This is a genomic window from Lentzea miocenica, assembly GCF_033949945.1.
Classification (GTDB): domain Bacteria; phylum Actinomycetota; class Actinomycetes; order Mycobacteriales; family Pseudonocardiaceae; genus Lentzea; species Lentzea miocenica.
On sequence record NZ_JAXAVW010000011.1, the window covers coordinates 71583 to 96446 of the forward strand.

The 24864-nt window shown below is 69.0% G+C and carries 25 protein-coding genes; 12 read left to right on the top strand and 13 right to left on the bottom strand.

Annotated features, from left to right (window positions below):
* Position 1: 1 nt before the first annotated feature.
* Positions 2 to 559 (top strand): isochorismatase family protein, encoded by a 558-nt coding sequence (locus SK803_RS14850; protein WP_319966562.1) that lies wholly within the window; start codon positions 2 to 4, stop codon positions 557 to 559.
* Positions 560 to 628: 69 nt separating this feature from the next.
* Here SK803_RS14850 and SK803_RS14855 read toward each other — a convergent pair whose 3' ends face one another.
* Together SK803_RS14855 and SK803_RS14860 are read right to left on the bottom strand one after the other, a co-directional pair.
* Positions 629 to 1270, bottom strand: a complete 642-nt coding sequence (locus tag SK803_RS14855; protein WP_319966563.1) for a Rossmann-fold NAD(P)-binding domain-containing protein — start codon at positions 1268 to 1270, stop codon at positions 629 to 631.
* A gap of 9 nt (positions 1271 to 1279) precedes the next feature.
* Positions 1280 to 1807: a TetR/AcrR family transcriptional regulator gene (locus SK803_RS14860; protein ID WP_319966564.1), complete on the bottom strand. Its 528-nt coding sequence runs from the start codon at positions 1805 to 1807 to the stop codon at positions 1280 to 1282.
* 47 nt (positions 1808 to 1854) lie between these two features.
* On the opposite strand from SK803_RS14860, the gene SK803_RS14865 reads away from it, so the two are divergent.
* The 3 genes from SK803_RS14865 (at position 1855) to SK803_RS14875 (ending at position 4506) form a co-directional block, all read left to right on the top strand.
* A complete protein-coding gene (locus tag SK803_RS14865) occupies positions 1855 to 2331 on the top strand; it encodes a GNAT family N-acetyltransferase (protein ID WP_319966565.1) in 477 nt (158 codons plus the stop codon).
* An 85-nt stretch (positions 2332 to 2416) separates the two neighbouring features.
* Complete coding sequence (locus tag SK803_RS14870) at positions 2417 to 2848, top strand: PLAT/LH2 domain-containing protein (protein ID WP_319966566.1); 432 nt, start codon at positions 2417 to 2419, stop codon at positions 2846 to 2848.
* A gap of 65 nt (positions 2849 to 2913) precedes the next feature.
* The gene (locus tag SK803_RS14875; protein ID WP_319966567.1) at positions 2914 to 4506 is read left to right on the top strand and encodes a nuclear hormone receptor family protein; all 1593 of its coding nucleotides are present in this window, start codon (positions 2914 to 2916) and stop codon (positions 4504 to 4506) included.
* On the opposite strand, the gene SK803_RS14880 is transcribed toward SK803_RS14875, so the two are convergent.
* The 3 genes from SK803_RS14880 to SK803_RS14890 form a co-directional block, all read right to left on the bottom strand.
* Positions 4478 to 5791, bottom strand: coding sequence for an NlpC/P60 family protein (locus tag SK803_RS14880; RefSeq protein WP_319966568.1), 1314 nt, complete (start codon positions 5789 to 5791; stop codon positions 4478 to 4480). The genes SK803_RS14875 and SK803_RS14880 overlap by 29 nt on opposite strands.
* Before the next feature lie 157 nt (positions 5792 to 5948).
* The gene (locus SK803_RS14885; protein WP_319966569.1) at positions 5949 to 7463 is read right to left on the bottom strand and encodes a class I adenylate-forming enzyme family protein; all 1515 of its coding nucleotides are present in this window, start codon (positions 7461 to 7463) and stop codon (positions 5949 to 5951) included.
* A gap of 9 nt (positions 7464 to 7472) precedes the next feature.
* Positions 7473 to 8282: an SIR2 family NAD-dependent protein deacylase gene (locus SK803_RS14890; protein ID WP_319966570.1), complete on the bottom strand. Its 810-nt coding sequence runs from the start codon at positions 8280 to 8282 to the stop codon at positions 7473 to 7475.
* 17 nt (positions 8283 to 8299) lie between these two features.
* Between SK803_RS14890 and SK803_RS14895 the strand changes: the two genes are divergently transcribed.
* From SK803_RS14895 to SK803_RS14905, 3 genes are all read left to right on the top strand, one after another.
* Positions 8300 to 8752 (top strand): hypothetical protein, encoded by a 453-nt coding sequence (locus SK803_RS14895; RefSeq protein ID WP_319966571.1) that lies wholly within the window; start codon positions 8300 to 8302, stop codon positions 8750 to 8752.
* Entirely contained in the window at positions 8749 to 10263 is a 1515-nt protein-coding gene (locus SK803_RS14900) for a flagellar basal body protein FliL (RefSeq protein ID WP_319966572.1), read from the top strand. The genes SK803_RS14895 and SK803_RS14900 overlap by 4 nt, the downstream gene beginning before the upstream one ends.
* A gap of 82 nt (positions 10264 to 10345) precedes the next feature.
* The gene (locus SK803_RS14905; protein ID WP_319966573.1) at positions 10346 to 11650 is read left to right on the top strand and encodes an FAD-dependent monooxygenase; all 1305 of its coding nucleotides are present in this window, start codon (positions 10346 to 10348) and stop codon (positions 11648 to 11650) included.
* Here the strand turns inward: SK803_RS14905 and SK803_RS14910 are convergent.
* From SK803_RS14910 to SK803_RS14920, 3 genes are read right to left on the bottom strand one after another with little or no spacing between them, the layout of a single operon-like run.
* Positions 11570 to 14356 carry a BTAD domain-containing putative transcriptional regulator gene (locus SK803_RS14910; protein ID WP_319966574.1) on the bottom strand — a complete coding sequence of 929 codons (2787 nt, stop codon included), beginning with the start codon at positions 14354 to 14356 and terminating at the stop codon, positions 11570 to 11572. The two genes, SK803_RS14905 and SK803_RS14910, sit on opposite strands and share 81 nt — an antisense overlap.
* The gene (locus SK803_RS14915; RefSeq protein ID WP_319966575.1) at positions 14356 to 14988 is read right to left on the bottom strand and encodes a hypothetical protein; all 633 of its coding nucleotides are present in this window, start codon (positions 14986 to 14988) and stop codon (positions 14356 to 14358) included. Before SK803_RS14915 ends, SK803_RS14910 begins: the two co-directional genes overlap by 1 nt.
* Positions 14985 to 15695 (bottom strand): ATP-binding cassette domain-containing protein, encoded by a 711-nt coding sequence (locus SK803_RS14920; protein WP_319966576.1) that lies wholly within the window; start codon positions 15693 to 15695, stop codon positions 14985 to 14987. Before SK803_RS14920 ends, SK803_RS14915 begins: the two co-directional genes overlap by 4 nt.
* A 338-nt stretch (positions 15696 to 16033) precedes the next feature.
* On the opposite strand from SK803_RS14920, the gene SK803_RS14925 reads away from it, so the two are divergent.
* Entirely contained in the window at positions 16034 to 16444 is a 411-nt protein-coding gene (locus tag SK803_RS14925; RefSeq protein WP_319966577.1) for a hypothetical protein, read from the top strand.
* Here SK803_RS14925 and SK803_RS14930 read toward each other — a convergent pair.
* Positions 16428 to 17081 carry an alpha/beta fold hydrolase gene (locus tag SK803_RS14930; RefSeq protein ID WP_319966578.1) on the bottom strand — a complete coding sequence of 218 codons (654 nt, stop codon included), beginning with the start codon at positions 17079 to 17081 and terminating at the stop codon, positions 16428 to 16430. The genes SK803_RS14925 and SK803_RS14930 overlap by 17 nt on opposite strands.
* A gap of 97 nt (positions 17082 to 17178) precedes the next feature.
* Here SK803_RS14930 and SK803_RS14935 point away from each other — a divergent pair, with 97 nt between their 5' ends.
* The 4 genes from SK803_RS14935 to SK803_RS14950 all read left to right on the top strand — a co-directional run bounded on the left by SK803_RS14935 (position 17179) and on the right by SK803_RS14950 (position 22032).
* Positions 17179 to 18033, top strand: a complete 855-nt coding sequence (locus tag SK803_RS14935; RefSeq protein WP_319966579.1) for an AraC family transcriptional regulator — start codon at positions 17179 to 17181, stop codon at positions 18031 to 18033.
* A 136-nt stretch (positions 18034 to 18169) separates the two neighbouring features.
* Positions 18170 to 20986 carry an aconitate hydratase gene (locus tag SK803_RS14940; RefSeq protein WP_319966580.1) on the top strand — a complete coding sequence of 939 codons (2817 nt, stop codon included), beginning with the start codon at positions 18170 to 18172 and terminating at the stop codon, positions 20984 to 20986.
* 95 nt (positions 20987 to 21081) lie between these two features.
* Complete coding sequence (locus tag SK803_RS14945) at positions 21082 to 21507, top strand: DUF1761 domain-containing protein (protein WP_319966581.1); 426 nt, start codon at positions 21082 to 21084, stop codon at positions 21505 to 21507.
* Between the two features lie 111 nt (positions 21508 to 21618).
* Positions 21619 to 22032 carry a DUF1761 domain-containing protein gene (locus tag SK803_RS14950; protein ID WP_319966721.1) on the top strand — a complete coding sequence of 138 codons (414 nt, stop codon included), beginning with the start codon at positions 21619 to 21621 and terminating at the stop codon, positions 22030 to 22032.
* A gap of 13 nt (positions 22033 to 22045) precedes the next feature.
* Here SK803_RS14950 and SK803_RS14955 read toward each other — a convergent pair whose 3' ends face one another.
* Genes SK803_RS14955 through SK803_RS14970 form a run of 4 tightly spaced genes read right to left on the bottom strand, consistent with a single transcriptional unit; the run spans position 22046 to position 24862 of the window.
* Complete coding sequence (locus SK803_RS14955; RefSeq protein WP_319966582.1) at positions 22046 to 22489, bottom strand: PH domain-containing protein; 444 nt, start codon at positions 22487 to 22489, stop codon at positions 22046 to 22048.
* The gene (gene ribH, locus SK803_RS14960) at positions 22489 to 22986 is read right to left on the bottom strand and encodes a 6,7-dimethyl-8-ribityllumazine synthase (RefSeq protein ID WP_319966583.1); all 498 of its coding nucleotides are present in this window, start codon (positions 22984 to 22986) and stop codon (positions 22489 to 22491) included. The genes SK803_RS14955 and ribH overlap by 1 nt, the downstream gene beginning before the upstream one ends.
* Positions 22983 to 24245 carry a bifunctional 3,4-dihydroxy-2-butanone-4-phosphate synthase/GTP cyclohydrolase II gene (locus SK803_RS14965; protein ID WP_319966584.1) on the bottom strand — a complete coding sequence of 421 codons (1263 nt, stop codon included), beginning with the start codon at positions 24243 to 24245 and terminating at the stop codon, positions 22983 to 22985. Before SK803_RS14965 ends, ribH begins: the two co-directional genes overlap by 4 nt.
* A complete protein-coding gene (locus SK803_RS14970; protein ID WP_319966585.1) occupies positions 24242 to 24862 on the bottom strand; it encodes a riboflavin synthase in 621 nt (206 codons plus the stop codon). Before SK803_RS14970 ends, SK803_RS14965 begins: the two co-directional genes overlap by 4 nt.
* Between the last annotated feature and the right edge of the window lie 2 nt (positions 24863 to 24864).

Here is a 24864-nt window from a genome sequence, read left to right on the forward strand (position 1 = left end):
CGTGACGACTCTGGCGAACCGCCCCAACACCGCGTTGCTCGTGATCGACGTGCAGAACGGCGTGGTGAACCACGCCCACAACCGCGACGAGGTCGTCGCCAACGTGGCGACCCTCGTCGACAAGGCCCGCGCGGCCGGCGTCGACGTCGTGTGGGTGCAGCACAGCAACCCCGAGCACATGCCGAAGGAGTCCGACGGCTGGCAGTTCGTGCCCGAGCTCAAGCTCGCGGACGGCGAACCGGTGGTGCACAAGATCTACGCCGACTCGTTCGAGGCGACCGACCTGGAGGAAGTGCTGGCGGGCAAGGGCATCGGCAGCCTCGTGGTGTCCGGCGCGCAGACCGACGAGTGCATCCGCTCGACCCTGCACGGCGCGATCGTGCGCGGCTACGACGCCAAGCTGGTGAGCGACGCACACACCACCGAGGACCTGTCCGAGTGGGGCGCGCCCACCCCGGACAAGGTCATCGCGCACACGAACCTCTATTGGGAGAACCACACGGCGCCGGGCCGCTCGGCGGGCGTGGTGAAGACCGAGGACGCGTTCAAGCCCGCGTGAGCGGGTGCCGGCTCGGCACGTGGTCGAGCTGCCCGAGTGCGGCGGCGGCGAACTCCTCGCCGCCGCACGTCACCCCGCCACCCGGTTGATCTCGTCGCTGCGCAACAACCTCGGCGCGTGCGCACCCTTGGCCAGCGCCACCATCGCGCGGCCGAGGTGCTCGGTGGTCGTGACGAACTTCGGCGCCACCTTCTTCAGCACCGGGAAGAGCCACGCGGACCACGAGTAGAGGTACCGGTAGATCCGGGTGCGCGACGTGATCCCGTGCCGCGGCTGGATGAACCCAGGCCGCACCACGAACACCGGCCGGTCCAGCGCCAGCAACTCGTTCTCCGTGCGCCCCTTCACCCGCGCCCACATGGTGTTGCTCTCGGCGTTGGCTCCTTCGCCCGATACGTACACATACGTGCCACCAACAACACGCGCCGCCTCAAGCGCGTAGTCGTGCGTCACGGGCGTGTACTCGGCCTCGCTCAAACCCGCGGACGTCACACCCATGCAGTAGAAGCACGCATCGGCGTCGGCCAACTCGCCCGCAATCGCGGACAGGTCACCGAAGTCGGCGTGCAGGACGTGCCGCAGCTTGGGGTCGCTGACGGACAGCGGCGACCGCCCCACCGTCACGACCGATGTCACGGCGGGGTCCGGCAGGCTCTCCCGCAGCGCACCCTGACCGACCATTCCGGACGCACCGAAAATCACTACCTTCACGCCGCCAACCTAGTCGCGGGCGCTGAGGGCCGCCGTCACCCGTTCGACCTCCCCCGTCGCGAGCAAGTCGAGCAACGCACCGCGCAACAACGCGAGGTCGCGCGTGCGCTGTACAAGCCCCGCTGATGTCTCACGCACATCCGCGGGCTGTGAGGCTTTGAGCACCTCCAGCCAGTCCTCCACCGTCGCGCGCGCGAACCCCGCCCACGGCCCGTCAGGCTCCACGAGAGAGCGTGCGTACGCCTCCAGCCACAACGTCAGCAACGGCCGATGTGCCGGCGCGGCCAGCCACTCCCACAACCGCGCCACCATCCCCGGCCCGGCCCCGATGTCGGCGAGCAGCGCCAGTTCGTCCGCACGAGCCCGCGCCAGCAACGCCCGCACCAGCCCGTCCTTGCTGCCGAACAGGTAGAGCAGCACGCGCGTGCTCGACCCGATCGCCGCCGCCAACGGCCGCAACGACACGTCGGCCAGCCCGTGCGTGAGCACGTACCGGTAGGCGGCTTCCAGCAGTTCGGTCTCCCGTGCGGACGGCATGGCACTATTGTCGCATTACTGAAACAGTCGTGTCAGTGGAGGCAACCATGCGGATCCGCCCCCTCGACCAGCCCGGTGACCTGGGCTGGGTCGTGCAGGCCCACGGCGAGCTCTACGCCGCCGAACACGGCTGGGACACGAGTTTCGAGGCCATGGTCGCCAAGATCGTCGGTGACTACGCGGCGGACCACGACCCGGCGAGAGAGAGTGCGTGGATCGCCGAACTCGACGGCCAACGCGTCGGATGCGTGTTCTGCGTTCGTGAGGACGACACAACTGCGAAGTTGCGTGTGCTGCTTGTGCACCCGGACGCGCGTGGCCACGGCGCCGGCAACAAGCTCGTCAGCACGTGCGTCGAGTTCGCCCAGAGTGCGGACTACGAACGCATGGTGTTGTGGACGGTCGAAGGTCTCGCGTCCGCCAGGAAGATCTACGAGGCGCACGGGTTCGAGCTCCGGGAGGAAACCCCGCAGCACAACTTCGGCCACGACGTGACCGGCCAGCTCTGGGCGCGAGGCCTTTGAACTGCGGATTTCATGATGACCGCACAGTCCCGCAATCGCCGGCCGACACCTTTCCCCCAGCAACACCCAAGAGAGGGGAACGAGCATGAAGGTGGCAACCACCGCGATCGTCGGCGTACTCGCCGCGGCGTTCGCCGGCACCCTGGCCATGGGCACCGCCCAGGCCGCGCCGGGGCAGTACCGGATCGAGGTCCGGACCTGCAACGTGGACAAGGCCGGCACGGACTCCCGCGTCGAGGTGCGCCTGAACGGCACCACCTCGTCCGACTGGATCAACCTCGACAACCCCGGCGACGACCGCGAGCGCGGCAAGACCGACGTCTACGACTTCACGCTGTCCGAGGTCGGTCCGCTCACGTCGTTCGACATCGCGTTCGACAACAAGGGCGACAGCTCGCACTGGTGCCTGGAAGAGGTCGTCGTCCGCGGCCCGCAGGGCGTGACGATCCACCCGCGCCACAACTGGCTGCGCAGCGCCACCACCAAGGCGAACCCGCTCCGTCTCGGCGCCGCCTGAGCACTGCCCCGGTGGTCCGCTCAAGCGGGCCACCGGGCTCTCGCCGTGATGACATGCTGGACGCCATGTCGGACGAGTGGGTGCGCAACGAGGTTTCGGGAAGTGTTGCCGGCCCGGTGACTCAGGTCGGCGCGGTGCACATCCACGCGGCGCCGGCACCTCCCGAGCCACTCGTCGACCTGGCAGTGCGAATCACGAACCTCGTCAGCGACGACAACAAGAAGACGAACACCCTGCTCGAAATCGTCAGGGAGATCTTCGAGGCCGACCCCAAACGCGCTGCGCAGGTCCTCGCACTCGCACCGGACGTCGCCGAGGACGCGGAGGTCATCGTGACGATGGCCGTCATGATCGCCCCTCGCGATCCAGAACGCGCGAGCCGAATGGCCGAGCCGTACCTGGACGAGCGCACCGACGACGATCTCTGGTTGTTCGCCGTGCTTGCCCTCGCGCTGTCCGGTACTTCTCCCGACCGCACCGCTCTCCTCGTGCGCAAGATCGTCGAAGAGGGGCCGCCATCCGACACCGACACCCTGGCCTGGCTCGCGGCCGCCCGTCATCCCGACGATCCGCGAGACTTCGCGCGACTGGCCGACCTCGCCGAGCGCGCCGCACTGAAGTTCACCGATGAGCACGTGCGGGGCCGAGCACCGTGCCGCGTCGCGGAGAAGCTGGCCACCGTCGACCTGGACCGCGCCATCGCCACTCTCAGGAAGGTCTCTGCCGATTACTGGGCCTCCGCCTGCATCTCGTCCGGAGATTTCCAAAGCCTGAACCGCGACTACGCGCTCGTCCTGTTCGACCACCACTACCGGGCCCTCCGCGTCAGCGACAGCAATCTGGACCACCAGCGCGAGAACCTCGCCGTCGCGGCAGCCGCCGTGGACCTGTACCGGGCCGAGGCAATAGCGGCCAGGATCTGCAAACCCGCTCAGCGGGTCGCCGCTCTCACCTCCATGGCCCAGCAGATCGCCGCGACCGACCGTGGTCAGGCGCTGCGATGGCTGGAGGACGCGATGCTCGCCGCGGACGCCGACCGGGCCAGCTCACCCCAGTCGTATGAACTGCTCGGCGTGATCTCGGGCGCTTCAGCGAACCTGGATCCGGCGCTGAGCAGGCGAACCGCTCGCATCGTCTTCGACGCGGCTTCGGAGCACCGCGCGTTGGGGGACCTGATCAACTTCGCCAACTGGCTGGCGGAAGCTGACCCTGCCATGGCGTTGCAGCTCATCGACCGGGTACTCGCGCGGGGCAAGGCGTACACGTCCTCCGCCGAGACCACCCTCCTGCGAGTGGCCCGCTCGTTTGCCGAGATTGATCCGGCGACGGCCATGAAGACGCTGGACCGAGTCGAGATCGAACCAGACGACGATTGGAGGCGCATCGAGGTCGTTCACATTCTGATCAAGATCGCCACCAACCTGGCGATCTGGGATCCCGCCGACGCGAAAGCTGTGCTGAACCGGGCGCAACGGGAGCTGCGCGCCGTCCGGCCAGGCGCATACCCCTACCAGGCATGGCAGGGCCTTGCCGCAGCGTTGGTTCGGCTCGACCCGAGCGTGCTGGAGCGGCTGGCCGGTCAGATGTCCGGCCAGGACGACGTGGTCAGTGCGATGGCGATCGGTGTGGTCAGAGCATCCGAGTCACGTACGGCATGATGCCGCCGTACCGCACGGGCGAAATCCGCACCACAGCACCGGAATGCGGCGCCTCGACCATCATCCCGCCGCCCAGGTACAACGCCACGTGCGTGCCGCCGCCCGGACCCCAGAAGATCATGTCGCCCGGCGCCATCTGCGACAGCGGCACCTTGCGGCCGGAGTTGTACTGGTAGCCGCTGTAGTGCGGCAAATACACGCCCGCGCCCGCGAAGGCGTACATCATCAGGCCGGAGCAGTCGAAGCCGATCTTGCGGAAGTCGCCGTACGAGTCGGCCACGCCACCGTCGCGCACGCCGTACGTCGGGCCGTTGTAGTTGCCGCCGCCCCACGCGTAGATGACGCCGCGTTGTGCCAACGCGCGGTTGATGACGGTCTGCACGCGGTTGCCGGACGGGGCCGGAGCGGCGGCAGGGGCGGGACGGCGAGGGGCCGGTGCGGCCGCGGCCGCGGCGGCTGCCGCTTCGGCGGCGGCACGGCGGGCGTTCTCTTCTTCTTCGCGCTTCTTCGCGTCGACCCACTGGTCGTACTGCTGGCGTTGCGCTTCCAGTCCGTTGACCTGGCCGCGCGCGGCGTTCAGTTCGCGTTCGACGGCGTCCTTGTCGGACTGGAGCTGCGTGGTCGCGGCGGCCTGCGCGGTGTGCGCGTCCACGGCGACCTGCTGGGCCTGTTCTGCGACCTTCTTGGCCTCGTCGGCGGCCGCCTGCTTGGCCTCGGCCCTGTTCAGCGCGGCGCGGGCGGCGGAGTCGAGGTTCGCGGCGGTGCCCTGGTCGCGGGTCACCTGGTCCAGCCGGTTCAGGCTGGACGACGACACCGCCTCCAGCATCTGGGCGCGGGCCAGCAGGTCCTCGGGCGACTTGGCGCCGATGTACGCGGAGAACGAACCGACGGTGGTGCCCTGTGCGTACGAGGCCGCGGCGAACTCGTCGAGCTCGCGGCGACTCCGTTCGACGGCAGCGGAAGCAGCGTCGGCCTCGACGCGCGCCGCGGCGGCCTCACGACGGGCGGCTTCGGCCTCCGAGATCGCGGTTTCGAGGTCCACACGGGCCTTGTTGGCGAGCTCGCGTTTGTACGAGACCTCGTCCATCAGCTCCTGCAGGCGTGACTCCGCCTGCGTCAGCCGGCCCGTCAGCTCGCCCACGCGGGCCGCCTTCGCGTCTGCCTCTGCCCGCGACGCCGAGATCTCGGCGTCGCTCGGGTTCGGCGGAGGCGGCGGCACAGCGTTGGCCGTCCCCGTGAGGACAGCGGACATCAGCACCACCACGGCGGAGAATCGTGTCAACACCGGACATCACCTCCGACCGCATTAGACCAATCAGACTCATTCGGCGCATCCGGAACTAACGCACCGTCAGCCACACGTGTCACAGTGGAACACGCGTGGTAGTCCTTTTGGGATGATCGAAGTCCGGCGTGTCGCCGGGATGGCCTAGTGCCGTGGCTCAGTTGACGCCGCGGTCCCTGCCCGCCCAGTACGGCTCGCGGAGCTTGAACTTCTGGATCTTGCCGGTCGCCGTGCGCGGGATCGAGTCGCGGAACTCGATCGACGTCGGCGCCTTGTACCCGGCGAGCCGCTCCTTGCAGTGCTTGATCAGCTCGGCCTCCGTGACCTCCGCCGACGTCACGACCAACGCCTTGATCGTTTCACCCCACTTCTCGTGGGGCACGCCGATGACCGCCACCTCGGCGACGGCCGGGTGCGAGAACAGGCAGTCCTCGACCTCGATGGACGAGACGTTCTCGCCGCCGGTGATGATCACGTCCTTCTTGCGGTCCGAGATCGTCAGGTAGCCGTCGTCGTCGAAGTAGCCGCCGTCGCCGGTGCGGAACCAGCCGTCCTCGATGGCGTCCGCGGTGGACTCCGGGTTCTCCCAGTAGCCCTCCATGACCACGTTCGACCGCGCGAGCACCTCACCGGTGTCGGAGATCCGGAGCTGTGCGCCCAACGCCGGCGCGCCCGCCCGTGACTGCTTCTTCGCCTTCTCCTCACCGGAAGGTCCTGGCTGGGCCCGGTTGAAGGTGAGCAGCGGTGCCGTCTCGGTCAGGCCGTAGATCTGCAGGAACTCCCACCCGAGCTCCTCGGTCACCCGCTGGATCGTGCGCGAGGGCGGCGGCGCACCAGCGCACACGATCCGTACGCGGTCACGGCCGGGGATCTCGCCGTCCCACTCAGCGGCGGCGTCCAGCACGGCGTTCCACACGGCAGGTGCGCCACACATCAGCGTCACGCCGTGGTCGCGCACACGGCGGAGGATCTCGGTGCCGTCCACCTTGCGCAGCACCACTTGCGGCACACCCAGACCGGCCAGACCGAACGGCATTCCCCAGCCGTTGCAGTGGAACATCGGCAGGACGTGCATGTAGACATCGCCCTCCCACGCACGTGTGTGCATGGCGAACGTGACGGCGTTCAGCCAGATGTTGCGGTGCGTCAGCTGCACGCCCTTAGGGCGCGCGGTGGTGCCGGACGTGTAGTTGATGGTCGCCGTCGCGTCCTCCGAGGGCGCGCTCCACGGCCGTGGCTCCACATCGAACCGAAGGAGCGACTCCGACTCCTCGCCCAGCGTGAACCGGTGCCGCGCCGTCACGTCGTCCAGCGACAGTTCCGGATCGACGAACAACGCCGACGCACCGCTGTGCTCGACGATGAACTTCACCTCGTCGGGCCGCAGGCGGAAGTTCACCGGCACGCAGATGCGCCCGCTGCCGGGCAGCGCGTGCAGCAGTTCCAGCATCCGCGCCGAGTTGTGGCTGACGACGGCGACCCGCTCGCCCTCGCCGATGCCCAGAGCGTCGAACCCCGCCTGCCACGCGCGCACGCGGGTCGCCATCTCCGCGTACGTCGTGGTGTCGACCGGTTTGGCCGGCTGGTCGGGTTCGTCGATGGTCGCGGTCGTCGCCCCGAACGCGAACGACGCCCGGTCCAGGAAGTCCGTGGTGATCAGCGGTACGCGCATGGACCGACCCTACGACCAGGTGCTCGGATCTCCCCAGGACGAGAATCGGCCTCCCCCGGATGGAGGAACGGCGCTGAGGTCGGGCAGCACCTCGCCGACGGGTTCGTGCAGCACAACGGCCGCCAACGAGTCGTACGGCGTCGGTTCGGCGTTGCAGATGATCACCTCGGCGCCGGCGCGGGCGGCCAGCGGCACGAGCCCGGAGGCGGGTTGTACCGAGAGCGACGTACCGGCTACCAGAAGCACATCGCAGTCCAGAGCCGCGAGCCGGGCGCGCCGCAGGATCTCGGCGTCGAGCTCCTGCCCGAACGAGATCGTGGCGGACTTGAGGATTCCCCGGCAGCGCGGGCAGTCCGGCTCCGGCTCACCGTCGGCGACCCGCTTCAGCGCGTCCCGCATCGGGCCCGTGGCACCACATCCGAGGCACACCGTCGCGTGCAACGTGCCGTGCAGTTCCAGCACGCGATGCGGATCGGAGCCGGCTTTCTGGTGCAGGCCGTCGATGTTCTGGGTGACGACGGTGCGCAACCGGCCGGACCGTTCCAGTTCCACCAACGCCCTGTGCGCCGCGTTGGGCTTGGCCGTCCACACGGGACTGTCCAGCCGCGTCCGCCAGGCGAGCCTGCGCAGTTCGGGATCGGTCAGATAGGCGTCCAGGGAAGCGGCCTTGCCCGCGTCGGCGTCGCGGGTCCACAGCCCGTCCGGTCCCCGGAAGTCCGGGATGCCCGAATCGGTGGAGACTCCAGCGCCCGTCAGCACCGTGATCCGGTGCGCGGACGCGACCAGGGCCCGTGCCGCTTTGCACGCGTCGGAGGGCATCGGTTCACACTAGCCCGGTGCGCAGTGCAGTGGGAGCCGCGATCGCGGCAGTGGGCCTCGTCACTTCCATCGCCGGGACTTTCCTTCCCTGGCTGAAATCCGGATCGACCACGAGGGACAGTTACGAAGTGCTTTCGCTGCGTGATCTCGCCGGGTTGGACGGGGTGGCGGGCAGCGTCGTGACGTCGATCTGGGTGGGTCTGACACCCCTCGCCATGATCGCGGTGGCCTTGTTCGTGGTCCGATTTCGTCGGTTTGCCGCATGCGTTGGACTTCTCTTTGGCACGATCAGTGGAACCGTGGCGCTACTAGCCGCAGTCCAAGGGGATAGCAAGGGTGCATTGGTCGGAATCAGCATCGCCGGACCAGTGACGACTCTTGCCGGTGCCGTACTGACGATCGTGGGGGCGATCACGGTGCTCACCGCCAAAAGGCGCAGCGCAGTGATACTTCCAGGAGGGAATCCGTGAGCTACCCAGGTGGTGGCGGCGGCCAGTGGCAGCCGCAGAACAACCCGTACGGGCAGCAGCCCCAGCAGGGCGGCTACCCGCAGCAACAGGGCGGCTACCAGCAGGGCGGGCCGCAGGGTTACCCGCAGCAGCAGCCGGGCGGATACCCGCAGCAGGGTGGCTACCCGCAGACCGGACCGCAGGGCTTCCCCCAGCAGGGCTACCCGCAGACCGGACCCCAGGGCTTTCCGCAGCAGGGCTTCGAGCAGCAGCCGTTCGGCTACGCCCCGATGGGCGGCGAGCCGCCGAAGAAGAAGCGCACCGGCCTGGTCGTCACGGCCGTGGTCGCCGTGCTGCTCCTCATCGGTGGCGGTGTCACGTTCTTCGCGCTGAAGAAGTCCGACCCGGCGGCGAACGCGGGCCAGGACACCCCTGCCGTCGCGGCGAAGAACCTCATCGAGCAGCTCGGCAGCGGTGACGTCGTCGGCATCATGGCGTCGCTGGCGCCGGCCGAGGCCGCGTTGTCGAAGGACTACATGGACTCGATGACGAAGGAGATGAAGCGTCTCGAGATCCTGAAGCCCGACGCCGACCCGAACAAGATGTCGGGCGTCGAGTTCAAGAGCGAGAACATCAAGTTCGACGAGGCCAAGGCCGAGAAGATCAACGATCACCTCACCATCAACAAGCTGGTCGAGGGCAAGATCACGGTCACCTCGGACATCTCGAAGGTCCCGCTGACCGACAAGCTGATGGACGCGATCGGCGACAAGGTCAGCCTGACCAAGTCCGAGACGAAGACCTGGGACATCACCGCCGAGGTCCAGAAGCGCGGCACCCCGATCGGCATCGCGTCGATCAAGGTCGGCGACAAGTGGTACCCGAGCGCCTTCTACACGATCGCCAACGTCGGTCTGGAGGAGGAGAAGCTCAAGTGGCCGCAGCAGGGCTTCGCGCCGCAGGGGGCAGGCTCCGCGGAGGCCGCGGCGAAGGAGCTCGTCAACGCCGCGCTGGACGGCGACCTGAAGAAGGTCATCTCGCTGCTGCCGCCGGACGAGGCCGGTGTGCTGCAGGACCTCGGCCCGCTGCTGCTGGAGCAGGCGGGCACGATGAAGCCGACCGGCGCCAAGCTGAACGCGCTGGAGACCGACGTCAAGGACGTCACCGGCGGCAAGCTGGTCACGGTCAAGAAGCTGTCGGTGACCGCCGAGGGCGAGACCGTCACCATCACTCGTGAGGGTGACTGCTACGCGGCCGACGTGCCCGGCCAGGGTTCGCAGAAGCTGTGCGCGGACGAGATCACGCAGCTCCTGCAGCAGCAGGGCAAGAGCAAGATCCCGACCGCGGCGGTCGAGGTCATCGGCCGGGTGGCGGCGTCGGTCATGAAGACCGGTGTCGGCGTGGTCTCCACCGAGGTCGACGGCAAGTGGTACGTGAGCCCGATCCGCTCGTACTACGAGCTGGCGCTGACGGTGTTCCGCGGCTTCGAACCCAAGGACGTCGACGCGCTGATCGAGCTGCTCAAGAAGTAGTTTCCGCACGTCAAACGGCCCTGTCACCGCGCAACAGCGCGGTGACAGGGCCGTGGCAGTTCACGGCTCGACTCTCCGGGTCATGGACACTCAGGTTCTGATCATCGGCGCCGGCCCGACCGGCCTCACCCTCGCACTCGACCTCTCCCGCCGCGGCGTGCCGTTCCGCATCGTCGACGCCTCGCCCGCGCCGTTCGCCGGCTCGCGCGGCAAGGGCCTGCAACCGCGCAGCATGGAGGTCTTCCACGACCTCGGCGTCATCGAGCCCGTTCTGGCGTCCGGCCGGTTCCACATGACCATGCGCGCCTACAACGGCCGCGAGGTGCTGAAGGAGTGGGACGTCCACGAGGGTCGCCACCCCACGGTCGAACGCCCGTACGCGAGCACCATGCTCATCCCGCAGTTCCGGGTCGAACAGATCCTGCGGGACGCGCTGCCGGCCGGGACCGTCGAGTACGGCACGCCGCTGACGTCGTTCTTCCAGGACGACGACGGCATCACCGCGGTGGTCGGCTCGGAAACCGTGCGGGTGAAGTACCTCGTCGGCTGCGACGGCGGGAAATCGTTCGTGCGCAAGCATCTCGGCGTGCGGTTCGTCGGCGAGACCCACGAGGACCAGCGGATGCTCGTCGGTGACGTCCGGGTCTCCGGGCTGGACCGCGATCACTGGCACAGCTGGGGAGGCCGCGCCGACCAGTGGCTGGCCCTGTGCCCGTTGCCCGGCACCGACCTCTTCCAGTTCCAGGCGACCGGCGCCGGCGAACCCTCTTTCGAGCTGTACCGGCAGATCGTCCGCGAACGCACCGGCCTGGACGACGTCGTGCTGCGCGACGCGGCGTGGATGTCGTTGTACCGCACCAACATCCGCATGGTGGACAGGTTCCGGGTCGGCCGGGTGTTCCTCGCGGGCGACGCGGCGCACGTGCACTCCCCCGCCGGGGCGCAGGGCATGAACACCGGCATCCAGGACGCCTACAACCTGGGCTGGAAGCTCGCGATGGAGACGTTGCTCGACACCTACGAGTCCGAGCGCAAGCCCGTCGCGGAGTGGCTGCTCGGGATGACGACCGCGATCATGATGTCCGGCGACCCGTTCGAACGTCGGGGAGACGAGACGCTGCAGCTCTCGTTGTCGTACCGGACCGAGGACGGGCCGGGGCTGCGGGCGGGTGACCGGATGCCCGACGGGCTCACCGACCAGGGCCGTGTGTTCGACCTGCTGCGCGGACCCGGCTTCGTGACGCTTGACTTCCCTGACGGCCCGGTGCTGGTCCGCCCGGACGGCTACGTCGCCGCGATCGGCCGGTCAGCGATCGACGCCTACTTCGGCGCGAATCCGGTCACGCAACTGCACCACCATCGGGTCGCTGCTCGGACAGCCGCGTAGCCTCTGTGCCTCGTCCAGGGCGTTCCCGGCACTCGTCGGGTCGCCCTGGGCGAGCAGCCAGTCCGCGTACCACTCCAGCACCATCGCGCGGGCGGGCCCGTCCGCGCTCTGCTTGACGGTGTCCAGCGCTTTCTCGTGCTCCTCGCCCGCCTGGTGCAGCCGTCCGAGGCGGGTGAGCGCCAGCCCGAGTCCGGCGTGGACAGTCGCCTTGAACTGGCTCGCTGGCGAGCCCTCCGTGCCGGTGAGGGCCTGCTGGTAGAGCTTGACCGCTTCTTCGAAGTCGCCGTCGAAGTACGCCACCTCGCCGTGGGCCTGCGCGATCCGCGCCCGGTCCAGTTCGAGCTGCGGCGGCGGCACCAGCTCCAGGTCGGCACGGGCCCCGGCCAGATCTCCCAGCCTGAGCTTGATCCGCGCGGTCTGCATCAGCACCGACATCGGCACCAGCACGGTCTCCGGCTCGCCCAGTTCGGCGGCCACCTGCCTGGCCTCGGAGACGGCCTGGAACCCCTCGGCGAACGCACCGCGGTTCATCAGCACCATGACCAGGCACGACAGCCCGAACACCACGGCCCACCGATCGCCCACCGCCCGGAACCCGTCCAGCGCCTCCCGGTAGGCCGCCTCCGCCCGCGGCGCCGCGCCGTCGCTGAACTCGCCCGCCACCACGCCCCGGATGAGCGCGGAGAAAGCCCGCATCCACTCGTCCCGCGACTGCTCCAGCCGATCCGCGAGCCGCGTGAGCCGAAGCCCCAGCTCGGCCTCACCCCACACCGTCCCGCTGGTCAGCATCAACGCGCACAGCGCCGTGGGCACGTCCTCCTGCCAGAGCCGTTCGGCCGCGGCGAGGGCGTTCGACGTGCCGAGCGAGGCCAGCACCTGCGACAACGGGTCGCCCGGCGTGAGCGGCGCCCACCGGCGGATCTCCTCGAACCGCTTGGTCATCACCAGCCAGTGCCACGTGCGGGCGGCCATCATCCGGCGAGCGAGCCCCACATCGTTCGTGATCGCCCACGCCTGCGCCGCGTCGAGGTTGGCACGTTCCGCGTCGAAAACCCTGAGCGCGTCCAACTGCCGCGGCCCACGCAACAACGGTTCGTTCAGCTCGGCCAACGCCACGTAGTAGGCCGCGTGCCTCGCAGAGTCCGCCTCCCCTTGCTCCAGCGCGTACTCACGAACGGTCTCCAGCAGCCGGTACCGCTCCCCCGTCCGCACGACCAGCGACTTCTCGACGAGCGCCGACAGCAGGTCCTCGGTGTCCCAGAGATCCTGATCTTGTCGGGGGTCCTGAGTACGTTGAAACGCAGGGGTTCCCAGCAAGGGGGTACCCCTGCGCGAGCCTGCCCCGCACACGGAATGCACCGCCGCGGCCGTCGCCCCGCCCACGAAAACGGCCAGCCGCGCCAGCAGCGCCCGCTCGGCGTCGTCCAGCAGCTCCCAGCTCCAGTCGATCACCGCCCGCAGCGTCCGATGCCGCGCCGGCCCGGTCCGCGCACCCCGGTCCAGCAGCCGCAGCCGGCTGTCCACCCGCGCCTCGAGCTGCGCCGCCGACAACGACCGGGCCCGCGCCGCCGCCAGCTCGACCGCGAGCGGAATCCCGTCCAGCGCAGCACAAACCCGCCGCACCACATCACCGTCGAACGCCACACCGACCCGCGCGGCGAACAACCGCACCGCGTGATCCAGGTCCAGTGGCGCCACCGGGAACACGACCTCGCCGGGAATCCCCAGCGGCTCCCGCGAGGTGGCCAGCACGGACGCGGAAGGCGCCGAAGCCAGCAACCGCTCGCACAAAGAAGCCGCGGCCGACACCACGTGCTCGCAGTTGTCCAGCACCACCAACGACGACCCCAACCGCGAGAACACCGGTGTCGCCAACGGATTCGGTCCCAGCGCGGCATCCAGAGCGGCCAGCGGATCAGCGGCGGAGTCCAGCTCGACGAACCACGCCTCGGGTACCGCGGCCGCACAGGTCAGCGCCAGGCGGGTCTTCCCCACCCCGCCGAACCCGGTCAACGTCACCAACCGGTTGTCCCGCAACAACTCGGCCAACCGGGCCAGATCCGCATCGCGCCCGACGAACGACCCCACCACCGCCGGCAGGTTCCCGCGAGCCGAACGCTCCCGCAACACCGTCAGGTGAGCGGAAGCCAGCGCCTCCCCGGGATCCACGCCCAGCTCGTCGGCCAACGCGCCCCGGACCCGTTCGAAAACGCCCAACGCGTCCGACCGGCGACCAGCCGCGTGCAGGGCCAGCATCAACCGCGCCTGCACGTCCTCCCGCAACGGATGCGCGGACGCCAAAGCCTCCAGCCCGGCCAGATCGTCGCGCAACAACGCCAGCCGCACCGCCTCGTCCACCGCGAACGGCGCGTCCTCGAACGCCGCCGCGCGCCACAACGCCGCGTCGCGCGTCCGCGAGAACTCCTCGACGTCGGTCGAGGCCTCCAGCCGATATCCCAACGCGTGCGACGAGATCGCCGAAGCACCCACCGTCCGCCGCAGCCGGGACACCAGCGACTGCAGGGAAGCAGGCCCGTCGACAGGTGGTTCGTCAGCCCACAGATCCGCGATCAACCGCTCGGCGGCGACCACCCGGCCGGGCTCCATCGCCAGCCGGATCAGCAACCACCGCAGCCGTTTCCCGCGCACCTCGACCGGCGCGCCGTCGACGAGGACCTGAAGCGGCCCGAGAACGTTGACACGCATCAAGCCCGCCGCACGCCCACCACGACAGCAGCCGCCACCAGCACGACCCCGACGACTCCGGCCCACAGCACGGACAGCGAGAACTGGTTGTGCCCCAACGCGTCCAGCACCCATCCGAGCGGAGTACCCCGCCCGAGCGGATACGTGAGCACCACGACCGAGAACACCGCGAGCACTGTCCGGCCGACGGAGTCGAACACCGGCCGCGCGAACATCAATCCCACGCCGACGCCAAGCAACGCACACACAGTATGCGCGACGAGTCCGACAAAAAATTCGCCGGCCGTGTACGGGTGCGGATTGGTGACCACCGGCCACACCGCCGCCAGCAACGCCATCGCCAGCGCGATCATCACCGCGACCAGAGCGGCCGCCGTCAGCACCCGCGACCACCCGCCGGCCGACACCACGGTGATCTCGCGCCGCACCACGTCCTCGGACGTCGCCACCACCACAGCCATCCAGGCCGTGATCGGGTAGAGCAACGCCGAAGAGCCCGAGTAAGCCTCCAACGGCTGCCCGGCGTCACTGGAGAACAACATCCCCATCACGCCGAGGAACACCAGCAGGGGCGCCAAATATCGTTGCCCCCGAAAGACATCAGCCGCGAGGTACCGCATCAAGGAGATCACCGCACGCTCCGCACCGAACACCCGAGCCGCAACGCCTCGGCCAGCACATGATCGCTCCGGTCCGGCGCCACCACCACCCGAGCCGACGACCCGCGCGACAACACGGACCGCACCCCGTCCAACGCCTCCAACGCGTCCAGCCCCACCACCCGGCTGAGCTCGATCGTCACGTGCCCACCGGCAAGATCCACCCGAGTGGCCGACGCCAGATGCCCTTCGTGATCGGACACCAGCGCCGTCCGTCCCTCCAGCAACGACACCAACTCCTCCGACGCCGTGGGATCAAGCCCCGTCCACGGCTCGTCGAGCACCAGCACGTCCGAAGCCAGGAACGCCTGCGCCAGCGCGACCTTCTGCGCGTTCCCCTTGGACAGCTCCGACATCGGCGCCGTCATCGACCCGACGAACCCCAGCCGCTCCAGCACGTCGTTGGCCTGAGCGCGCCGAATCCGGCCCATGTGCGCCAAGTAGGACGAAGCAGACATCTTGACGTCAGACGGAAACCGCTCCGGCACGTAGCCGACCGACGCGGGCCGGACCACGCGCCCGGAGGAGGGCTTGAGAACCCCGGCGGCGATCTTGAGCAGCGTCGACTTGCCGGTGCCGTTGGCGCCGGTCAGCACGGTCAGCCCGGTGACTTCCAGCGTCAGGTCGCGCAGCACCCACGGCCCGCGCCCGTAACGCTTGGAGACCTGATCGAGGAGCACCACGCCAAGATAGCCACGCGCGGCCTCACGCGGCGTAAAGCGCGCACAGCCGGCTCGACGCAGCGCCCACCCCCTGCTGAACGCGCCGAAAACTGTCAGACCCGGCTGAGATGATGTGGAGTGGGGACCTCGCGTCCCCCCAAGGGGGCCTCCGCTCGTTTTTCGGGCGAGGTCCTCCACATTGGCGCGCGTTCGGAATCCAGCCTCATGCCCCTGACGGCCGCGACACCCACGCCGGAGCAGGCGAGCGTGAACGGGATCGATCGACAGCAGCCAGATCACGAGCCTCGCCTCAACGCACCGGCCCTGGCCGGCGCCGAGGAGCAAGATGGCCCCTCATGACACTGGCACCGCTCGCCACCGCCTGCATCTGGCTCGGCATGGTCGTGGCGATCTCGATCGAGGCGCCGCTGAAGTTCCGCGCGCCCGGCATCACCCTGCCGCTGGGTCTCGGCATCGGCCGGTTGGTGTTCCGCGCCCTGAACGCGGCGGAGATCGTGCTCGCCGCCGCCACCGCGGTCACGTTCGCGCTCGCCCCACGCCCGCTCGCCGCCACGATTCTGCTCATCGCGCTCGCGCTCACCCTGGCCGTCCAGGTGACAGCGCTGCGGCCCCGGCTGGAAGCCAGGGCCGCGACCATCATCTCGGGCGAAACCCCGCCCGAGTCCAGCACGCACCTCGTCTACATCGCCCTCGAAGGCCTCAAGGTGCTGATGCTGATCACGTTCGCGGTCATCCTGCTGAGCTGATCAGCTCCGCCAGCTCGGCAGGCCGCGACAGGAACGGCGAGTGCGACCCCGGCAGCTCCAGCGCACCGCTCGCCCGCAGCCGATCCGCGAACACCGCCGGGAAGATCGCGTCCTCCGAGCACACGATCGACGTGGCCGGCACCGTCTGCCAGGCCGCCGCCGTCACCGGCTCCTCGAACACCCGTGCGCTCTGCGGCCGCATCCGCCCGACAGCCCACGAGGCCAACTCGTCCGGCACGTCCGCGAACAGCAACTCCCGCGGCAATGCGTCCAGCATCTTGGTCCCCGGCTCGTACCAAGGACCGCCCAAGACCCCGACAACGCTCTCGCCCGGCTCCAGCATGTGCGCGGCCAGGTACACCAGCCGGACAACCGACGGAACGGAAGCCGCGACTTCCCCCACCGGCACACCGGCGTACGAATGCGCCACCACGGTCACCGGACCGTCCAGCGCCACCAACGCCTCACGCACCACGGCAGCGTCATCGCGCATGCCGAACGCGGGCGACCCCGACGCGCTCGGCAGGTCGACCACCGACGGGGTCCAGCCGCGCGACCTCAGTTCGGGAACGAGGTGGTCCCAGCACCACGACCCGTGCCAGGCGCCGTGCACGAGCAACAGGTTCCCGCGGTCCATCAAGATCTCCTCATCATCGGTGTGGACGTACGCTAACCAGGCAAGATCAGCTGCGAACAGCAGCGAGAGTCCGTCGTTCTGTCGGGAGAGTCCGAGCTTGAACCCGCTCGAGCACGTCCTGTCGACGCTGAGCGTGAACTGGGCCGTCGCGACGCCCCTGCACGCGGGCGGGCGGTGGGCGCTGCACTTCGCCGGGTGGCTGGACCTGCGGGTGGAGGTGGTCGTCCAGGGCCGCGTGCACCTCACGGTCGGGAACGAGAGCTTCTGGGCCGAGCGGGGCGACTGCTACGTCATCGCCGGACGGCGGCCGTACCGCATCGCCGCGGATCCGGACACGCCGTCGGTGTTCGCGGCAACGGTCTACGACTACGAGAACGGCACGCCCCACAACACCGCGTACGCCGGCGAGGGGCACGACACGACGTTGCTCGGCGCGGGCTTCACCTGCGAACAGGAAACCGCGCGGCTGCTCGAAGTCCTGCCGCCGGTCATCCACGTGCAGGCCCACACCGGCACGGCCGAGGCGACCATCGAGCTCATCAGGACCGAGATCGACGGCGGCAAGATGATCCTCGACCGCCTCTCCCAGGTGTTGCTGCTCCAGGTCCTGCGCGACCACGCGCTCAACCCCGAGCTGCACCCCCAGCTCGGGCCGGCGCTCAAGGCGTTGCACGACAACCTCCAGCACCCGTGGACGGTCAGCGAGCTGGCGGGCACGGTCGCGATGTCGCGGTCCACGTTCTTCCTGCGGTTCAAGGAGACCGTGGGCATGACGCCGCTCGACTACCTGCTCCGCCTGCGCATGCACGCGGCGACCCGCAGGCTCCGGGACACCACCGACACGGTCGCCTCGATCGCCGCCGCGGTCGGCTACCGGACCGACAGCGCGTTCAGCGCCGCCTTCAAGAGGTTCACGGGCAGGTCACCGGGCGAGTACCGGACCGATCAGTGACTTAGGGCGACCTTGCTTGAAGCGGCTTACAGGACAAGCGTACTGTTTGGGGTCGAGGGGCAGCGGTCAACCGCTTGAGGAAGACTCTCCCCGTACCCCGAACTGACCACCGCGCTGTCACCAGATGGAGTTGCACGTGACTGCACCAGCTAGCAAGGACAGCTTCGGCGCCCGCAGCACGCTCAACGTCGGCGACGCCTCGTACGAGGTGTTCCGGCTGAGCGCCGTGGAGGGCGCCGAGCGTCTGCCGTTCAGCCTGAAGATCCTGCTGGAGAACCTGCTGCGGACCGAGGACGGCGCGAACATCACCGCCGACCACGTGCGCGCTCTCGCTTCCTGGGACCCGGCCGCCGAGCCGAACACCGAGATCCAGTTCACGCCCGCCCGCGTCGTGATGCAGGACTTCACCGGTGTGCCCTGTGTCGTCGACCTCGCCACCATGCGCGAGGCCGTGACCCAGCTGGGCGGCGACGCCGAGAAGGTGAACCCGCTCGCTCCCGCCGAGCTCGTGATCGACCACTCGGTCATCGCCGACATCTTCGGCCGCCCGGACGCGTTCGAGCTGAACGTGGACCTGGAGTACCAGCGCAACAAGGAGCGCTACCAGTTCCTGCGCTGGGGCCAGACCGCGTTCGACGAGTTCAAGGTCGTCCCGCCCGGCACCGGCATCGTGCACCAGGTCAACATCGAGCACCTGGCCCGCGTCGTCATGGTCCGCAACGGCCAGGCGTACCCGGACACCCTGGTGGGCACCGACTCGCACACCACGATGGTCAACGGCATCGGCGTGCTGGGCTGGGGCGTCGGCGGCATCGAGGCCGAGGCCGCGATGCTCGGCCAGCCGGTCTCCATGCTGATCCCGCGCGTCGTGGGCTTCAAGCTCTCCGGTGAGCTGCCCGCGGGCGCCACCGCCACCGACCTGGTGCTCACGATCACCGAGATGCTGCGCAAGCAGGGCGTCGTCGGCAAGTTCGTCGAGTTCTACGGTGAGGGCGTCAGCGCGGTGCCGCTGGCGAACCGCGCCACGATCGGCAACATGTCGCCGGAGTTCGGCTCCACGGTCGGCATCTTCCCGATCGACGGCGAGACCATCGACTACCTGCGCCTGACCGGCCGTTCCGAGGAGCAGATCGCGCTCGTCGAGGCCTACGCCAAGGAGCAGGGCCTCTGGCACGACCCGTCCCGCGAGGCCGTGTACTCCGAGACGCTGGAGCTGGACCTGGCGACGGTCGTCCCGTCCATCGCCGGCCCGAAGCGCCCGCAGGACCGCATCGAGCTGACCAACGCCAAGGAGTCGTTCCGCCAGGCTCTGGGCGCCTACGTCGCGCACACCGAGTCCCCGGCGCTGTCCGGTGTGGACGAGGCCGTCGACGAGTCCTTCCCCGCGAGCGACCCCGCGGCCATCCACGAGGGTCAGAACGGTTCCGGCGCGCCGAAGGTGTTCCAGTCCGCCGCCGAGGGTGCCACCGGCCGCGTGTCGAACCCGATCAAGGTCACCCTCGACGGGGCCGAGTTCGAGCTGGACCACGGCGCCGTCGCGATCGCCGCGATCACGTCGTGCACCAACACCTCGAACCCGTCCGTGATGCTGGGTGCCGCCCTGCTGGCCAAGAAGGCAGTCGAGCGCGGTCTCGAGCGCAAGCCGTGGGTCAAGACGACCCTGGCGCCGGGCTCGAAGGTCGTCATGGACTACTACGAGCGCGCCGGCCTCATGCCGTACCTGGAGAAGCTCGGCTTCCACCTGGTCGGCTACGGCTGCACCACGTGCATCGGCAACTCGGGCCCGCTGCAGGAGGAGATCTCGGCGGGCGTGCAGGAAGGCGACCTCGCGGTCGTCTCGGTGCTGTCCGGCAACCGCAACTTCGAGGGCCGGATCAACCCTGACATCAAGATGAACTACCTCGCGTCGCCGCCGCTCGTCGTGGCGTACGCGCTGGCCGGTTCGATGGACAAGGACATCACCACCGAGCCGCTCGCGTTCGACCCGGACGGCAAGCCGGTGTACCTCTCCGAGATCTGGCCGACCCCGGCCGAGATCGCCGAGGTCATCTCGACCTCGATCTCCGCGGAGGGCTTCACCAAGGGCTACACCAACGTGTTCTCCGGCGACGAGCGCTGGCAGTCGCTGCCCACGCCGACCGGCAACACGTTCGAGTGGGACGCCGAGTCCACCTACGTGCGCAAGCCCCCGTACTTCGAGGGCATGGAGATGGAGCCGAAGCCGGTCACCGACATCTCGGGTGCCCGCGTCCTCGCGCTGCTGGGTGACTCGGTCACCACGGACCACATCTCCCCCGCCGGTTCGATCAAGGCCGACTCGCCCGCCGGCAAGTACCTGACCGACCACGGCGTGGACCGCAAGGACTTCAACTCCTACGGCTCCCGCCGCGGCAACCACGAGGTGATGATCCGCGGCACGTTCGCGAACATCCGCCTGCGCAACCTGCTGCTCGACGACGTCCAGGGCGGCTTCACCCGCAACTTCCTGGCCGACGACGCCCCGCAGACGACGATCTACGACGCCTCGGTCGCCTACGCGGAGGCCGGCGTCCCGCTGGTCGTCCTCGCGGGCAAGGAGTACGGCTCGGGTTCGTCGCGCGACTGGGCGGCCAAGGGCACCTCGCTGCTCGGCGTCCGCGCCGTCATCGCCGAGTCCTACGAGCGCATCCACCGCTCGAACCTGATCGGCATGGGCGTCATGCCGCTGCAGTTCCCGGCCGGCGAGAACGCAGCGTCGCTGGGCCTGGACGGCACCGAGACGTTCGACTTCACCGGCGTCACGGAGCTGAACAACGGCACCACGCCGTCGACGGTCCACGTGTCCGCCACGAAGGCCGACGGCTCCAAGGTCGAGTTCGACGCGGTCGTCCGCATCGACACGCCCGGTGAGGCCGACTACTACCGCAACGGCGGCATCATGCAGTACGTGCTGCGCAAGATGGTCCGCAGCTAGTCCAAGGCAACGCGAAAGGGCCGCTCACCGGTTTCGGTGGGCGGCCCTTTGCCATTGGATCTACGATTCCCCGCACCTCATCGGCTGGAGGAATCATGAGCCCCGGCATCCTCGGCGACCTCAACTGGCTGGCCGTCATCGTCGCCACGATCGTCTACTTCGGACTGGGTGCGCTCTGGTACGCCGAGTTCCTGTTCGGCAAGGCGTGGCAGAAAGCCATGGGCTGGGACGGCAACGCGCCCGAGGGCGCGGGTGCCGTCATCTACCTCGTCCCGCTCGTCACGTGCTTCGTGGCCACGCTCGCGACGGCGATGCTGGCCGCGGCGACCGGCACCGACACCGTCGGTGAGGGCGTCGTGCTCGCGATCGTCGTCGGCATCGGCGTGTCCGCGTCCGTCCTGGCGGTCACCGGGATGTTCGACGCGACCAAACCCGCCGCGATGACCAGCGTCGCTATCAGCGCCGGATACCACTTCGCCGGTTTGCTGCTGGCCAGCGTCATCCTCGCGCTCTGGCGATAGCGATGTATTGGCCACCACTATGTCCGGGCCCGAACCACCGGTAACAGTGACCGCGCACCCCGCGATGCCAAGGCATCCTGATCACCGCGGGAGACCCTCATGAGCTTGACCGTGCTCGGCCACCTGAACTGGTTAGCCATCATCGTGGCCACAATCGCGTACTTCGCACTAGGTGCGTTGTGGTACGCCGAATTCGCCTTCGGCAAGGCCTGGCAACGGGCCGCCGGCTGGGACCTCAACCCACCGGAGAACGCGGGTGCCGGCATCTACGCCGTCCCGCTCGTCACCTGCTTCGCCGCCACCCTCGCCACCGCCATGGTCGGAGCCGCGTCCGGGACGGACAACATCATGGAAGGCATCCTGCTCGGCCTGGTCGTCGGCATCGGCATCGCGCTGCCGGTCATGTTCGTGACCGGTACCTATGACATGACGAAGCCCGCGCCCATGACCTTCGCGGCCATCGGCGCGGGCTATCACATCGTCGGCCTCGCGCTCGCGGGAGCGATCCTGGGCCAGTGGATCTAGTGAGTCAGTGGATCTAGTGGTGCGCTGCCTTGTGCAGCTCACGCAGGGCACGCACGGACGAGACGGCGTACTCGCGGTCCACGGCCTGCACGGCCATGACCGAGATGTACTCGTCCTCCGGCAGCTCCAGGCGGGCCCAAGCGGCGCCGTCCGGGAAGCTCACCGAGAGCACGTCGTTCCACTCGAAGTGGTGCGACGTCACGACGTTGCGCACGTCGACACCTGAGGCATCGGCGGTGACGCGCGGACGGGTCAGCAGCAGCACGCCGCCCGCCAGCAGGAAGCCCAGGACGATCATCGCGACCTGGTCGGAGGTCCGGAAGATCACGCCGGTCGGGGTGTTGCCCAGCAGCAACCCGACCACGGTGAACACGGCGACCAGGCCGATCGCGCACGCCCACGCGACGCGGCGGATCTTCTTGGGGCGCAACACGATCGCGTTCGCTTCCGCGGTCATCACGCGAAACCTCGCTCGGTCCACGGCTGACGCAGGCCGCGCAGCACCAGTGCCGTGTCGATCGCGGCGACGGTCGCCTCGTAACCCTTGTCCTCCACCGAGTCCGGCAACCCGGCGCGCGCCAGTGCCTGCTCCTCGGTGTTGACCGTCAGCACGCCGTTGCCGACCGGCGTCGACTCGTCGAGCGCGACGCGCGTGAGCCCGTCGGTCACCGAGTCGCACACGTACTCGAAGTGCGGGGTGCCACCGCGGATCACCACGCCCAGCGCGACGACGGCGTCGTGGTGGCGCGCGAGTTCCTGCACCACAACGGGAAGCTCGATCGCCCCCGCCACGCGCACGACGGTCGTGTCGACGCAGCCCGCGTCCTGCGCCGCCTTGAGCGCGCGGTCGAGGAGCTGGTCGGTGATCTTGCTGTTCCAGCGCGTCGCGGCGATCGCGACGCTCAGGCCCTTGCCGTCGAGCGGGGTCTGTTCTGGACGGCCCTCGCCGCTCATTCCTGGTCCTCCGTAGCGGAAACGACGGTCTCGTACTGCTCCAGCTGGTGCAGTTCATGACCCATCCGGTCGCGCTTGGTGCGCAGGTACCGCAGGTTCTCCGGGTTCGGGGAGATCGGCAGCGGCACCCGGTCCAGCACACGGAGACCGTAGCCAGCCTCGAGTCCCACGCGTTTCGCGGGGTTGTTCGTCAGCAGCCGCATGGACTTGATGCCGAGGTCCACCAGGATCTGCGCGCCCGTGCCGTAGTCGCGCGCGTCGGCGGGCAGGCCCTGCACCAGGTTCGCGTCCACGGTGTCCGCGCCCTGGTCCTGCAGCTGGTAGGCCTGCAGCTTGTGCATCAGGCCGATGCCGCGGCCCTCGTGGCCGCGCATGTACAGCACGACGCCACGTCCTTGTGCCGCAACGGCTTCCAGCGCCGCGTCGAGCTGTGGGCCGCAGTCACAGCGCAACGAGCCGAGCACGTCGCCGGTGAGGCACTCGGAGTGCACGCGCACCAGCACGTCCTCGCCGTCGCCGATCTCGCCGTACACCATCGCGACGTGCTCGATGCCGTCGAGCAGGCTGTCGTAGCCGTAGGCGGTGAACACGCCGTGCGCGGTCGGGATGCGGGCCTCGGCGGCGCGTTCGACCTGGGTCTCGACCCGGCGGCGGTACGCGATGAGGTCGGCGATCGTGATGATCGCGAGGTCGTGGTCCGCGGCGAACACTTCGAGCTCGTCGCGGCGGGCCATGTCGCCCTCGTCCTTCTGCGACACGATCTCGCAGAGCACACCCGCGGGCGACAACCCGGCCAGACGGGCCAGGTCGATGGCGGCCTCGGTGTGACCAGGACGGCGCAGCACGCCGCCTGCCTTGGCGCGCAACGGCACGACGTGGCCAGGACGGTTGAAGTCGCTGGCCTTCGAGGTCGGGTCGGCGAGCAGCCGGATCGTGCGGGCGCGGTCCGCGGCCGAGATACCGGTGCTGACGCCCTCCCGCGCATCGACCGTGACCGTGTACGCGGTGCCGCGCACGTCCTGGTTCGTGTGGAACATCGGCGGCAGGTCGAGGCGGTCGCAGTCCGACTCGGTGAGCGGCACGCAGATGTAGCCGGACGTGTAGCGCACCATGAACGCGAGCAGCTCCGGCGTCGCCTTCTCGGCGGCGAAGATCAGGTCGCCCTCGTTCTCGCGGTCCTCGTCGTCCACCACGACGACGGGCCGCCCGGCGGCGATGTCCTTGATCGCCCGCTCGATCTCAGCGAAGTCGGTGCTCACTGGGCCTCCTCGCCCGCGATGGCCCGCAGGTGCGGGATCGCCAGTCGTTCAACGTACTTGGCCAGCACGTCGACCTCCAGGTTCACCACGGAGCCCGGCGTGCGGTGCCCCAGGGTGGTGAGGTCGAGCGTGGTCGGGATCAGGCTCACGGAGAACTGGTCCTCGGACACGCTCACGACCGTCAGCGAGACGCCGTCGACCGTGATCGAGCCCTTCTCCACGACGTAGCGCGCGAGGGTCGGAGGCAGTCCGATGTGGACGATCTCCCAGTGCTCGGCCTTCTCCCGCGCGAGGATCAGGCCGGTGCCGTCGACGTGGCCCTGCACGATGTGGCCGCCGAGGCGCTGGCCGACCGCGGCCGCGCGCTCCAGGTTGACCTTGTCGCCCTCCGCGATCTTCGCGAGGCTGCTGCGCACGAGGGTCTCGCGCATCACGTCAGCGGTGAAGGTGTTGTTCTCGACCTCCACGACGGTGAGGCAGACGCCGTTCACCGCGATGGAGTCGCCGTGCTTGGCGTCGCTGGTCACGATGGGCCCGGCGATGCGGATCCGTGCCGCGTCCGGCAGGTCCTGCGTCGCGACCACGTGGCCGAGTTCCTCGACGATCCCGGTGAACACCG